This window comes from Flavobacterium commune (assembly GCF_001857965.1).
GTDB classification, from domain to species: Bacteria; Bacteroidota; Bacteroidia; order Flavobacteriales; family Flavobacteriaceae; genus Flavobacterium; species Flavobacterium commune.
Window position 1 is genome coordinate 34,680 of sequence record NZ_CP017774.1, and the last position, 15,012, is coordinate 49,691.

General features: G+C 35.9%; 6 protein-coding genes and 1 rRNA gene. All 7 read right to left on the reverse strand.

Going from position 1 to position 15,012, the window contains the following annotated elements; translation table 11 throughout:
* Position 1: 1 nt before the first annotated feature.
* Entirely contained in the window at positions 2 to 1,666 is a 1,665-nt protein-coding gene (locus BIW12_RS00135; RefSeq protein WP_071183251.1) for a glycoside hydrolase family 43 protein, read from the reverse strand.
* Between the two features lie 29 nt (positions 1,667 to 1,695).
* Complete coding sequence (locus tag BIW12_RS00140) at positions 1,696 to 2,895, reverse strand: DUF4861 family protein (protein ID WP_071183252.1); 1,200 nt, start codon at positions 2,893 to 2,895, stop codon at positions 1,696 to 1,698.
* A gap of 221 nt (positions 2,896 to 3,116) precedes the next feature.
* The gene (locus BIW12_RS00145; protein ID WP_157499443.1) at positions 3,117 to 4,529 is read right to left on the reverse strand and encodes a glycosyl hydrolase family 28 protein; all 1,413 of its coding nucleotides are present in this window, start codon (positions 4,527 to 4,529) and stop codon (positions 3,117 to 3,119) included.
* A 44-nt stretch (positions 4,530 to 4,573) separates the two neighbouring features.
* Complete coding sequence (locus BIW12_RS00150; protein ID WP_157499445.1) at positions 4,574 to 6,445, reverse strand: alpha/beta fold hydrolase; 1,872 nt, start codon at positions 6,443 to 6,445, stop codon at positions 4,574 to 4,576.
* A gap of 62 nt (positions 6,446 to 6,507) precedes the next feature.
* Positions 6,508 to 9,300, reverse strand: a complete 2,793-nt coding sequence (locus BIW12_RS00155; protein ID WP_071183255.1) for a heparinase II/III domain-containing protein — start codon at positions 9,298 to 9,300, stop codon at positions 6,508 to 6,510.
* A 578-nt stretch (positions 9,301 to 9,878) separates the two neighbouring features.
* Positions 9,879 to 14,159 (reverse strand): DUF4979 domain-containing protein, encoded by a 4,281-nt coding sequence (locus BIW12_RS00160; protein WP_071183256.1) that lies wholly within the window; start codon positions 14,157 to 14,159, stop codon positions 9,879 to 9,881.
* A gap of 636 nt (positions 14,160 to 14,795) precedes the next feature.
* Positions 14,796 to 14,905 (reverse strand): 5S ribosomal RNA (gene rrf, locus BIW12_RS00165).
* Between the last annotated feature and the right edge of the window lie 107 nt (positions 14,906 to 15,012).

Genomic DNA, 15,012 nt, shown 5'->3' on the forward strand with positions numbered 1-15,012 from the left:
TTTATTTCGTTATTCTAAACCAGTCAAAATCAGCATAACCTCCCATTCTAACATTGGGCTCACTGATGGCAAAAATTCCTATTTTGGCCGAAATCCATAAATCTTTTTCGGCTTTAGCTTCTTCTCCTATTTCGAAAAAATCAGTTCCGTTTTCACTGTAACTGAATCGGCAACTGGCATTAGGAGCCATAATTTTCATACTCAGCTGCACTTCGTTTGAAACCAAAGCTTTTTCAGCTATTATTTTTTCCGCTGTTCCTTCATTAGCATTGGCACAACTTATTTGTTGTACCCAATATTGGCTGTCATGAAAAGCAATTGCCAAATAAGTATAGGTTTTTCCCATTAACAACAAGCCTGCTTTCTTGTCTGAAGTTTGCCATTCGGTTGTCAATTTTACTTTAGTTGTAGCGGTAAAATTTGGTGCCGGTAATTTTTGCAATAATAAATTGGGAACATTCCAAAGATTAGGTTCTTCTTTCTGACTGATGGCAAAAAGTCTCAAATAATCTGTTCCCGGGATTTGGGCACTCCATTTTACAGAAGAATTAGCATACCATTGCCATTGTAAACCCGGTTTTCCGTTTGTAAATTCGTCACTTTCCACCGGATGCATTATCGGTAAATTTTTCCCTATTACGGGTTTTGCACCAGAAAGTATTGGCTCACCTACTCCATTACCGTCTAAATCTTTCCCTATTAGAGGCCAATTATCTTTCCACTGCACAGGCTGCAAAAGCAATACCCGACCGTAAACTCCTTGATCCTGAAAATGAATAAACCATGAATTATTATCCGAAGTCTCGATCCAGGCTCCCTGATGTGGACCATTGATAACAGTACTGCCTTGTTCCAAAACAACTTTATCTTCATACGGGCCGTATATATTTTTGGAACGCATAACTACCTGCCATCCTGTTTCCACTCCGCCAGCAGGAGCAAAAATGTAATAATAGCCATCTTTTTTATACAATTTAGGTCCTTCCATGGTATGATGCTTATCGTGTGCATCAAAAACATTTTGCCCTTCATCCAGCACTGCTGTCCCTTCAGGATTCATTTTATTGATGGTAAGCACGCTGTTAATCCCTGCCCGGCTTCCAGCCCAGGCATGAACCAAATAGGCATTTTCTCCCTCCCAAAACGGGCAGGGATCAATGATTCCCTTTCCAGCCATTACCAATACTGGTTTTGACCATTTACCATAAATAGCTTTGGTTTTAATCATGTAAACCCCAAAATCAGGATCGCCCCAATAAATATAAAATTCACCTTTATGAAAACGTATAGCCGGCGCCCAAACTCCTTTACTGTGTTGCGGAATATCAAACACTGCTTCAGGAATTTGTTTGTCCAAAGCATAATTGATAATCTGCCAATTCACCAAATCTTTAGAATGCAAAATGGGTAACCCCGGAGTACAATTGAAACTACTGGCGGTCATATAATAGTCATTCCCTACGTGAATCACATCGGGATCGGAATAATCGGCATACAAAATAGGATTTGTATAAGTCCCATCACCACGGTCTGACTGCCAAACTTTGGAAATATAGTTTTGAGAATTATATTGATTCCCAGACTGTTTTTCACTTCCTGACTTACAAGAATATAAAGCAAAAAAAGCCATTACAATATAAATTACATTTTGAATTCTAGAGATCATTAGATTACGTTCTTAAATTGGAATTGATATTATTTAACAATCACTTCTAAAGGATTCGCAATAATTTTTGCCTGCTTGGCAAGGATTTCATCCCATTGGGTAACATCTGAAAGCTGTCCGCTTCCTGTCCATGCAAAACCGGCATAATAAGTCAGTTTAGCTGCAGGATTAGTGACTATCAACAAATTACTTTGGTCTGGCGTTTTAGAATCATTAGCAAAAGCTTTGTTTACCACTTCAGGATTAACAACGATACCTTCGCCTACAAAAGAACTATCTATGGGTTCCCAATGACGAAACCATCCGTTAATTTTGTTGATATTGACTTCGCCTTTCTTTTCATGCAGCGTAATCCCCAGCGTATAATTTGGTATCTTTTTATCTGAACGAAGGCTAATTTCAAATTTTGAAAAATTGGAATCCAAATCCAATGAAATCCTTTTGGTTTCCTGAACTCCATAACTACTCCAGGGTGCATAAGTCAATTCAAAAACCGTACGTAGTGGTCCTGTTGCAATTGTTTTATAACTGATATAATTTTTAGCTACCTGTAAACTGTCATTTTCCCAAATTCCTGCTCCACCGGTACCCCGGCTGGCTCCTACATGATAGGGATCATAGCCCTCACCGTGTTCGATGTGGTAGTATCCCGAACTTTCTACATTTTTTTTATACCAACTATCAATAATAGAATAGTCTACTTTTTTAAGCCAAAGATCAATACCACTGGAAAGTGTACCACCTTCTTTGTGTTGCTCTACCAATTGCTGCGCTGTAGGACCATAAGCCCTAAAAGCTACTTTGTTGTTCTCCCAGGCATAATCATCAATACGCTCCGGAACAAAACGGGAATAAGTTGTTGCCTTACTTTCAGGAACTTTCGCGGTATCAGAAACTATCGAATAATTTACTACACTATTGGCTTTAATGTCTACTTCAAAAAGCAATTCATCTCCTACTCCATCGTTATTATAATCAATCCATTGGGTTCTTAAATAGTCTTTAGCTCCCTGAATTTTAATACGAACATTTTTCTCTGAAGTATTTTTTAATAAACCCGCTAATTTACCGCTTGGAATACCCACAATTTCCTTACGGTTGAAATCCAGATTATTTTTCACCTCAATATTAATTCCCTTAAATTTGTTTTTTACAGAACAACCTGACGCATATCCCAGAACAAAAAAACTGCCTAGAATAACACTTAATTTGGAACGTATTTTTTTCATATTTAGATAATATTTATTTTTTAAAGGAATATGGTATAGCCATTATTCATGTTTGTGATAATTAAATCATGGCTATTTCATATATGTAAATTTTATTTATATCCGTAGCGCATTATATAAATGTCTTTATAACCACCCTGCCCGTTGGGCACCCCTCCAAAGGAGGGGAATTCCGAGCGCCATTCCCCTCTTTTAGAGGGGTGGTCGAAGACTGGGGTGTCTTATTTAATTTTAAAAGAAACGCCCTCTACATGTTCTCCGACAAAGAATCGAGCCATGTCTGCCGTTTTATACCATTTGGGTTTTCCATTCATTTCATCATGTATCAAAACGCCATTTATCATCAGGTTTTCAAAGCTTACATTCTTAATTTTCCTTTGTTCATTATAGCCTGCTATTATAGATAAGTTGGCATTTTTACCATTGTACTTTACATTACGAAAAACCACGTCTTCGATACCTAAACCCGGTGCAGTACAATATTTAGTATTATAATATACTCTCAAGTTAAGCAATTGCCCTTCCCTGAAATCTTCTACCCTTATATTTTCAAAGAGTACATTTTTAGCCAGATTATTATCTCCCACATTAATGCCCAGACAGCCCTGATAATCCACCTGCATCTCTTTTTGATCTAAAATATCAATGTTAGTATATTTCAAATTTTCAAGAACATCCGGTTTTTCACTATTTCCATGTGTACCTATCAAAATAGGATGCCCAACATCTGCCCAAAGTGTTGAATTTTGCATTGCAATATTCCTACACCCACCTAAAAATCCTTTTCGAGTCCCATACACCGTGGTACAGTCATCAGAAGAGCGGATAAAAACACTATCATAAAAAACATTGTTACTTGCCATTACATTCATGCCGTCACCCCAGCCAAAAAAACTAATGGTTTTAACATTGTTGATTTTTACGCCGTCAGATCCGCCGGCTAAACACTGTGAAGCAAAAACGCCTTCAACATTCACATTTTTAGAATTGGCTATATGTATTCCAAGTCTGATTTCCTGATCCACCATTCCTCTGCCTAATATATTTACATTGGAAACACTATCTAATGCAATTTGTCCTTTCAAAACAGCTCCACCAGCCAAATAGATGGTTTTATTAGAAGCTACTTTTAATTTTTGATTGGGTATTTCATGAATTCCGGGGCCAAAATAAATCACATTGCGATCTTTTGGCTTAGGAGTATTTTTTTCAATTGGGTTCGCAAATAAATGAAGGTTATGAAAAATATCATCGTTGATTTCTACTGATAAATTTGCAGGATTGGATAACGAAAAACTCAAGGTGTTCCCATTTATTTTTGGTTCTATCCCATAAGACAAGGGTCTTATTCTGGCTTTGTTTATTGCCCCTTTATTCGAAGTCACCGAAACTTCCACAGTTCCTGAAAAATCAAAAGAAGCCATCGAAGCTTTTTGTACCGAATGTCCAGTTCCTAATACCTGATCCACTTTTACACCATACTCAAATAAGTCTTTCCATTCTCCACCCGGCTTTCTTACTTTTACTGAAAAATCATCATTGTGCATGCTTTTTAAAATATCCTCAGTTGTTTTATAAACCACTAATTCCTGAGCTGACATTTTAAATGTTCCACAAAATACAAATAGTAGCATTGTAATTAGTGACCAAAATTTTTCTTTAAATACCATTGTTTCTTTTATTTGTTTTTTAAAAATTCTATAACCAATCGATTAAAATCAACCGGATTTTCAAGATTGCTAACATGACCCGCATTTGGAACCAAAACTTGTACAGCAGTTGGGACACAAGCCAATAATTGATTGACACGATTTTTATCGGCTTCAGCTGTTAGAACCATTACCGGAACGGTTATTTTTTGTTTCTTTAAAATAGAAACTGCATCGTTCCCTAAAACCAAACGAGGTTCTGCATGAAGTGGTTGCCATTGATCCCATTTATAAATCATATCCCAGACAACTCTTCTTATTCCTTCTAAATTAGTTCCTCCGTTACGCATCAAAGCATTTAACCAATTCCATTTTTGATTCATAGTTCCTTTTTGCTTTACTTTTTCTATTTCTGCTCTTCGAACAGCCAATTGTTCTTTTGTCCAAGGTTCAGATGGTCCGGAAACCGGAAAAATATCACCACTAGCTGCTGTTACTGATAAAAGTCGGTTTTGATGTAAAGCCAGAAAATCTGTAGCGATAAAACCTCCCATCGACAGTCCGACCAAATGTGCTCTTTTAATTTTAAGCTTGTTCATTAACTTTAAAAGATCATCAGCATGCAAAAAAGCTAAATTTTCTTTGGGTTTATCCGAATAACCATAGCCTCTGCAGTCATATCGGATAACCCTGTACTTTTTTGCAAATTCAAAAAACTGAGGATCCCATTCACTATGATCGAAAGAATGACCATGAATAAAAATTAGGGGCTCTCCTTTTCCCAATTCCTCATAATACAATTTTGCACCTCCAACATTTATAAAGCCAGTCTTTACCTCCTTAGGCAAAGCCTTATTTTTATACACATCCCGAACCATTATCGGCAAAACTGGACTGTTATAGAAAGATGAAAAACCGGCTTTATTAGCATTTTCTACATTTACATGAGTCAAAAAAAAGCCATAGGTATTGGTTGTTTTATCAATCCAGGGATAAGCACCCGCCCAACTTGGACTACTAATTAATACTGCATTGCCTATTGCGTCCAATTCTTCTCTCCATTCACCGAGTCCATAAACACCATTATGGTTTTCGGCTCGTACCTTTTTTGCATATTCAGGATCAACAATTTTGGCATTTCCCACTTGGTCTGTTTGCATTGCTGCTACTGACTCTTTTTTTAAAATTTGTTTCCCTTTATAATTCCCATCATGACTAATCATTTCCAAAAAATGAGCATAATCATAAAGCGTACTTTTGGCACCACCTCCAAGCATGGGACTATGTCCGCCACTATTATCCACTGGCACAAAATGGGTGTTTTTCATTCCCAACGGCATAGCAATATTCTCCTGAAAAATAGTTTCAAAATCTTTCCCAGTTGCCAATTCAGCCATTCTTCCGGCTACCTGCATTGCTAATCCTCCATAATGAAAAGAAGTTCCTGGTTGTGCATCGGCCGGTAAATTAACGATGTGTTTTACCGATTCTTCCAATGTTTGGTAATTGTCTGTAACCGAATCTTTAGGTTGATAATCCGGAAAACCGGAAGTATGCGAAAAAAGCTGTCTTAAAGTGGCTTCTCCTTTTACATCCTTAAATTCCGGTAGCCATTTTTTCACTTTATCATCCCAAGAAAGACTTGTTTTTTCAACAACTGAAGCTATCGTAGCAGCAGCTAACCATTTGCCTGCTGAGGCAATAAACACCTGGGTATCTTTATTATAATTTCCAAAAATATTTTCATAAACGACAGTATCATTTTTCACAATTATAATTGATGCCCCAGAGTAATAACTGCTGTCCACCCAAGTTTGAATTTTATGCTCAACATCTGAAAAATCATATCCGCTATTCTTTTTGCGTTGCTGAGTTTGTTTGGATAAATTACTACACCCCATTGTCAACCCACACAATATCAGAATTACATAAAATCTGAAATATGTATTAACAAACACCTTCATTATTCCACGGCTATTTTAATCGTTTGATAGCTCATTGCCGGCAATTTAAAACTTAGCGTTTTTTCTTTCTTATTGTAATTTCCTTTATAGATGATTCCTTTGTCATCCGTTAAAGTAGCGTTCTTGATTTTTTCTTCAACTAAAACTGTCAATACCGATGCAGTATCGGCACTAAAAGAGATTGTTCCATTTTCGCTTTTTAATACTGCTGAAGCAATTTCGTTTCCTAAAGCAATGGTATAATTTCCATTTGAAATATTTTTTCCATTACCTAAGAAGAGTGTGAAATCAGCCGCTTTTTTACTGATGACAGCATAAGTTCCCGTTACCGAAAATTGTTGTTCTATTAATTTTGTATCAGCATTAGTATTCGAAAAAATAAAATCTTCTTTGCCCGATTTATTGCTCACATGAATCCCTACAAATTCATTTTTTCCGAAATAATCCACCGATTGGATATTCGTTTCATTGTTCAATGCAGGTTCATAAATAGCCACAAATGGTCTGTTCCAGGCTTCTCCGTTTTGTCTTACAACCAAGGTTGGTATTGGACTATTGTTAATCTCATCCGGCAATAAACCATGACTTAAAGCAGTTGATTTTGGTGAAAGAACCGAGAAAACTTCTCTATCTGCCTGCCCCTGCATCCACAGGTTCATATTTACAGTTTTGTCTTTTAAGGCCAGATTAAATTTCCCTTTAAAATCCTGACTGGTTTCAATCGATTTTTTATCCCACATATAATCGTAAGCCATCAAATCGCCATCACCAAAGGCTAATTTTGTAGTAGGTTTTAAATCTAATGGAGTTGCATCTGATCTTGTCAATTCTAAATTTTGCCCCAGATTATGATAGAAATATTCATTTTTTACATTATCCCCTTTACTTTGCGTAGAACGAAAAATGTCTATATAATATCCCTCATCATTATTATTTTTCACAATTCCCATTACTCTACGCTGATTACTATTGGTTTCCGGTTCTAAAAAAGAAACATCCGAAAAAGTGATTCCAGAAACAAATCCTTCATTCACTCCACTTTTAGGATAAGCCGCATTTAAATTAAAAGCATGGTTACTTTTCATCTCCGGATATTTGGATTTTCCGTTTACAATTACGGTGTTATGAGCCGGGAACTGTGTATAATATTCGGCATATTCTATCGAGAAATAACTGGAACCATGCCCCATTTCTGGAGCTAATGGTAATCCTTTCCCATATAATTCCATTGCAATTCCGTTAGAGTGCATGTGATTCCCTAATGAACCTATTTGACTAATCATTAAAGCCGAATCTCCTTCGCCCTGACGCTGTACCAACCAACTGTTATGAGGTACATGGAACAACGGATTCGTATAATCTGTTAATTTTCCGGCAACACTGTTTTTATCAAATTTCAATGCATTCTCTGCAAAAAGATCCTGGATATTTTTACCTATAAATTTACTTTCAGTTGCATCATTAGTATAAATGGTCTTGTACATTCTGGTAAAATAATCCTCGTCCTCTTTCTTTCCATATTTTTGGGCATTTTCAATTATATAAAGGATAGGTTCGTTGCGCAATTTATTATAATGCCCATCACCAAAAGAAACCATGTATTTATTAGGATACAAATATTGAGCACTTGACTTTACTGCTTGTTTCAATATTGGCATTTCTTTTAACAAATCGATATCAAAATTACGGTCGTAAAACTCAGCGAATGAAATAAAATCGCTCAAAACATTCAGAGAATAACCCGGACTTTCATTCCATACTCCTGTTTTTTTATCATAACCATAATCAATTAATTTATTCATCGACCATTGTCTGGTAGAAGTTTGATTCATGATTTGATCTAAATAATATTGAGCTCCCTTAGCGTTTTTATAAGCCGAATTATTTTCTAAAACTAATGCTATATGGGAAATATGAGCCGCCTCCAATAAATTCCAATTATTAAAACTCACCCCGTTCTTGATGATTAAATCGGCCCATTTTTGTAAAGTTTGAGCATACAAATCCAATCTTTCAGGATGCTGTTTTTCGATATACCCATAAAGAAAATCGTACCCCTGACTTATTTCATTCAAAATATGTTCCTGAATAACTTCAAAAGAAGTGTAACCCACTAAAGTTTGATGATGACCATGACTCAAATCGATTGGTTCTTTACGGTAATAAATCCCCTCCAAATAAGTATCCAAAACCGAATAAGCCAAATCACCATACACTTGTTCGCCAGTAAACCAATACATAAATGCAGCATTTCTGGCAATACTAATTATTTGACGATTGATATTTTCTACAATTTTACCCGATTTTGAAATCCCCGTCCATTCCCATTGCGCAGGACGATTACGATGTTGTAAATACAAACCGCGGGGATCATCCATATACGGTAAAATATCTTCAATCTTTGGCGTTAAATAATCTGTAGTATGATTGCGGGTTCCCGGATATTTTACAGTCGCTACCGGCGCTTCTCCATCGGCATGATCATAAGTTCCTCCTTTAATATAAACCTGAGTGGCTTTGGTTTTCCAATACATCTGAAGTCGGGAAACTAACCAGCTTTTATCTGTTTTGTAATGAGTGATATATGGAGCTAAATTATTTTTGGTTTTTGTGATAATAGCTGCAGCCCAATCTTCTTTTTGCACCAATTCTTTCACCTGGTTCAAAGACATCTCTTTCCCAAAAACACGCGGATGTTGTGTCCCAACATTTTGAGGTACAGGCAGATTTTGAGATTTCACATTACTTATTGAAAGCAATAGAAAAAGAAGTACCAGAATTTTATTTTGCATATTAATTTCTTTTTATTTTATCAAGTTACAGAAATTTTGATTACTAGTTGCCAAAGTAATTTTTGGCAACTATACTACAGTAATCAAACTAATTACAAACTAACCAAAATTTGTATTGTTTCATCCCTATTTTTGAAACGTTTAAATTCGTTCTAAAAATACAAGAATCATTTATCTAAGTTTCAATTTGTGTTCTTATTTAATTCTAAAAAACAGTTACTGAGTAACCAATTCAGCAACTGTTTTTGACATCATAAACACACTAATTACAAGTCAACCAAACCTGTATTTCTATTATAAATTCACTCTGCATACACCGTCTTTAGAATAGGATAAAACAGCTTGAACCGTTTTTCAATATTACTAAGAATCTCTGTTTTTAAAGATAAATTATGGTTCATTTTCTATAAATTATAAACCATAAACAATCGAAAACCCTCTGTTTTGTTGCCTTTTTATATTAAATACATAATCTTAACAAAATTCAACAAATCATTATTTTAAAAAATCAATTTCTATAAATAATAAAGCCGGCTACTCTGTAAAAAAGTAGCCGGCTTATAACTTAATAAATAACGTTATTCTTTAATAATTTTCTTCACGGTAATTTCAGTTCCATTTGTAATATACAATGAATAAATTCCCGTAGCTAATCCTTCCAAAGGCATCACTTCCAAAGTATTTATCAAAGCTTGAGAACGAAGCTTAATTCCTAAGGCATTAAACAACTCTAATTTTGCAGCAGTATGCACTTCGTTTACTTTTATATTCAAATCACTACTAACAGGATTAGGGTAAACTACAACAGCTTCTGTTATATCTTCATCAGTAATTAAATTTTTACTGGTTTGTTTACCGGCAACTGTGCATGAACCTAACTTATCTCCGTGATTCAAATGTGCCTGAACTGAACTTGAACTCACACAAATTGCTTGGTTATTATGGCAAACCATCACTTTGTCGCCCGAATTGCCACATTGTACATTGATGGTTTTAATAACAATAGAAGCTGTTGTTTGACAACCTTTAGCGTCCGTTACAATCACAGTATAAGTTCCTGCTGCTGACACTGAAACACTTTGCTTGTTTTGGTTTGTACTTACATTCCATTGATATGTATAAGGTGCTGTACCTCCGGATGGAGTTGCAGCAATAGTAAGCGACGGGGTTCCATAACCAATATAAATAGTATTCTTCTCATCTACCGCCGAATTAAGCGCATACACATCAGGAATCGTTGCGGTCAATTGAACCGGATTAGTGTCATCACAGTCATTATTGTTTTCTACACCGCAAGCAGTTGGAAATCCAGCTCCGAGTCCGTCACCATCATCATCAGCATACAATATTTTAGTATCATCACAATCAGTATTATTAATTGCATATCCTTCAGGTGCTATTGATGAACATAACATTACCGTTGTAGTTGAACCAAATCCATCCTTATCAGCATCTACATAATATTGAATTGGCTGATGAACAGTCGCATCGTTATCATTACAGTCGGTATTGTTAGTAGCATATCCTTCAGGAGCATCATTAACAGCAAGCAAAGCAGTTATAGTTGATCCAAAACCATCCTTATCTGCATCTACATAAAATGTCTTATTTACAGTTAGCGGTTGTGTAACTGAAATTGCAGCATTGTAGATTTCATTTCCTGTCTGTGAAGCTGTAATTGTTGCTGTTCCAACTCCAACAAGATGTATTTTTCCATCAACAATAGTTGCTACAGCCGGATTAGAACTTGTATAATCTACTAATAATCCTGAACTTGCAATAGCACCACCATCAAAATCTGCATCCCCTATTGTTTTTGCAGATAAGCTATTAAACGTAATATTCTGATCGTTTTTAACCACAACAAGATTTCGTTTCACTACATCGGCAGCATAATAATTAGCATCTCCGGCTTGGGTAGCTGAGATCTCGGAAGTTCCCGATCCTACAATATGTATTTTTCCATTTACTATAGTTGCTACATCTGAATTAGAACTTAACAAAGTTACTGGTAGTCCTGAGCTGGATACAGCTGAGCCAAAATCGGCCATTCCCACTTTCATAACGTCTATAGCAGCAAAAGTTATTGTTTGATAAGCCGGAGCAACCAAAGCCTGCAACTCTGCCACAGTTTTCACGGATTTAACCCAATCCACCTGATAATCCGTTTCGCCTGATGTAATATCAGCTATTTTAAATTGAAAAGTTGTTAAAGCGGTTGGAGTAGTTAATATACCACTTAAACCAAAACCCGTTTTAGAAAGATCAAAGTAATAAATATCATTCCCCACTTTGCCTGTCCATTTGTTACTACCATTACCGAAAGAACCTAAATTAGAATCTAAAATAATATTGGCAACTATTGGCTTTTTCAATTTAATGGCTACAATAGGATAATTGGCAGGATACAATGTTGCACCAGCGGTACGTTTGATATCTCCACGATAAGATCCATTGGTTTGTTTGGCAAGACCTACTCGTAAATGGCCGTTATCGGCAAAGGAATTAGCACCACTGGTAGCAACGTTCCATCCATCTGTTGTTGTCGAAAAATTATCATTAATCAGACCAGTTGCAGGATCAAAGGCTGTAAGCTCTGCTACTGTTTTAACCGTTTTAACCCAATCAACAGTATAACTTGTTTCACCAGAGGCAATATCGGCTACTTTAAATTGAAAAGTTGAAAATGTAGTAGCAGCAGTAGCTGACAACATGGTAGGTGTTGCACCAAAACCTGTTTTAGAAAGATCATAATAATAAATCTCCTCTCCTACTTTTCCAGTCCATTTGTTAGCAGCATTTCCATAGCTGCCTAAGTTAGTATCAAAAGTAAAATTGCAACTAACAGGTTTCTTCATCTTGATGGCTAAAATTGGATAATTACCAGAATGAACCGTTGTAATGTTATTCTGCATATCTCCCCTTCCTTTTCCATTCGATTGAATTACTGTAGTAATCTTTAATTGCCCGTCTTCAGCAGTAGCAACTGATCCTGTCGTTACCGCTTTCCACGTTCCTGTTGAAGTGGTAAAATTATCATCAATTAATCCCTGATTTACAAATGGATAATCATTGGACGAATTCAAATAAAACAATAAAGATCCATAACCCGGGTTATCCGCTCCAACAGGAGCTCCTTCAGCTCCCATTCTTCCTAATACAGCCATTGTTTGAGGCATAGTCAAACCTTTTCGATACACATAATGATTATAAGCAATTTCAAACACAGATCTTAACTGACCACGACCATTTGCAGAAATAGCGGTTGGAGTATAGTCCTGGTAATTTTTTTCGCAATAATCATAACTGGTTTGATAAGGAACATCCTGTCCTAAATTATATTGAGAAGTATATTCGTAACCTCTCATAATGGCATTATTATTAGCAGAGTATAAATCCACACCTTGTTTTAAGGCCATTTCTGCCAATTCAGCAAGAGAACCTAAAGCCAGCATCGTATGAGGCTGGTCTCGATTACTTTCCTGTAATTGACCTTCATCGGTAAGTACATAGTTTTTAATACTTCCATTACCTTCTCCGTAATAATAGTAGTTTATTGTTTTATTGAACATGGTAACATCTTCGGTAAAAATGGCAATTCCCATTAAGGCTTTCATACAAATGATGTCCCAATTACCATGAGCACAAGGCCTAAAATTCCCTATTACAGGATAAAAAACAGACTTCAGCATATTTTGACACTGCAAAACTTTGGCTGCCGGCCATGATGGATAAACAGAACGCATGATCTCAGCCGCATTAACAAACATAAATCCGTACAAGCCATTCAGCTCAGCATCACCACCAACGATTGATGTTGTGGTAGCAGAATAAGCATCTAATATCTGAATGGCTTTTAAAGCATGTGCCTCATTACCATTAATTTTATACATTAATGCATTGTAATAGGCAGCCAGAAAATCGCTTTCTACATTATTTTTAACTGTTCCTCCCGCTACCCCACCAACTGTGATAGAAGGGTCTCTTGTAAGCGCAGTATAAGGACCTTTCACAACATAAGTAGCAGAGGCTTTACCCGAAGCAACCAAAGCCTGAAAACTCTGGTACGGACGACCCGCCTGCTGAGCTACTAAATCCTTAATCCTGTTAAGGTCAGCCGCATTATGAAGCAAACCGGGATGAACAAAAGTACCGCTGAATTCAAATTGAGGATTAGTCGTTCCAGAAGGATTTAAAAAAGCACGGAGTGCATCTACCGAAGTAAAACTCTTGACCCAGTCCACCTGATAATTAGTTTTATTTGCAGCAATTTCTTCATCTGTTAAGACAATATCCGCAATTTTAAGTTGAAATGAAGACAAGGTAGTTGGCTGCGAAGTTGAAATCGTGGTGTTACCCAATTTACAGGTTGAAAGATCCCAATAAAAAACGTTACCGGTTTCAGTAATAATCTTAGTCCCATTGTTATTAACACCATTATAAGATCCTAAATTAGTATCAAAGAAATAATTACAACGCGGTGGTTTATTAATCTTAATGGCAATAATAGGGTAACTTCCGGCATGAAAAGTTATACCTCCATTTTTTTTGAAGTCTGCACGGTATTTTCCTCCTGCTGGTGCCGGAAAGTTCACATTATATTTTCCATTTACAATTTGCCCGGTAGATCCTGCTGTGGCTGCAACCCAGTTGTAGGTAGCTCCGGTGGAAAAATCATCATTTATCAATCCTGTTTGGGCCTCAGCTTTTATAAAAGGAAAAAACAGTAACAGAATAACGACTATAGCATTGAACAAATTATATATTTTTTCATTCGCTGTTTCATCTGTAGCGACAATCTCAACAGGCAGGGGTAAAGTAAAGTTTTTGTCAATATTTATTAGATTAGAATTTTTCATTGGTTGGTTTTTAAATATAAATTCATAATTTATTTTTTTGTGGTTTCGGTTATTTTCCAAATCATTGTGATTGAATTGAATTTGTTTTTAATCATCCCATTTTGATATGCAATCAATAGGAATTACATATCACTTAATCTTTTTTTGTTTCCCCATAGGCTTTTAATTTGATTAATAGAATTCAATTCTCTTTATTTATCTACAATCAAAAATACCTACATGAATTCTCCCTGAATACTAATTATCAACCATTCTGCATAAACTATCACCCATTTTTAAATTTATTTCATTAAAAACACAGTTAAATTTTACAATTTATTTTTCCACTGTAAAACACTCAATTAAAACCATTTACAACAGAAATAAACTCACCAATAATTATAAAAAACAAAGCCAATATTGCGCTTAAGAAAACGCAATCTTGGCTTATAAAAATTGGTAATGGTTTAGATAAATTTTACTCTTACCTTATTTAAGGTTAATATTTTGGACAAAATATTTTATAATATAATTATTGTCTTTGTCCTTTTGAATAACTTCTCCTTTAATTTTGAAATTCTCAATTTCAACATTCTGTATCAGGACGAGACAGTATAAAAACAAAAAACCCTATCTGATTAGGATAGGGTTTTCAAAGAAAGGCGACGACATACTCTCCCACAAAACTGCAGTACCATCTGCGCAGGCGGGCTTAACTACTCTGTTCGGGATGGGAAGAGGTGAGCCCCGCCGCAATAACCACCTTAAGGTTGTTAGTTTCCAGTTCACAGTTTATAGTTTGCAGTTTTTAAACTCTTAACTTATAACTCAAAACTCATAACTGCTCGCGTCGAGCAAATATCTTAACATACTG

Excerpts from the sequence above, each read along its gene's own strand:
- BIW12_RS00135 (WP_071183251.1), bottom strand. The coding sequence starts at position 1,666 with ATGATCTCTAGAATTCAAAATGTAATTTATATTGTAATGGCTTTTTTT.
- BIW12_RS00140 (WP_071183252.1), bottom strand. The coding sequence starts at position 2,895 with ATGAAAAAAATACGTTCCAAATTAAGTGTTATTCTAGGCAGTTTTTTT.
- BIW12_RS00145 (WP_157499443.1), bottom strand. The coding sequence starts at position 4,529 with ATGCTACTATTTGTATTTTGTGGAACATTTAAAATGTCAGCTCAGGAA.
- BIW12_RS00150 (WP_157499445.1), bottom strand. The coding sequence starts at position 6,445 with ATGGGGTGTAGTAATTTATCCAAACAAACTCAGCAACGCAAAAAGAAT.
- BIW12_RS00155 (WP_071183255.1), bottom strand. The coding sequence starts at position 9,300 with ATGCAAAATAAAATTCTGGTACTTCTTTTTCTATTGCTTTCAATAAGT.
- BIW12_RS00160 (WP_071183256.1), bottom strand. The coding sequence starts at position 14,159 with ATGAAAAATTCTAATCTAATAAATATTGACAAAAACTTTACTTTACCC.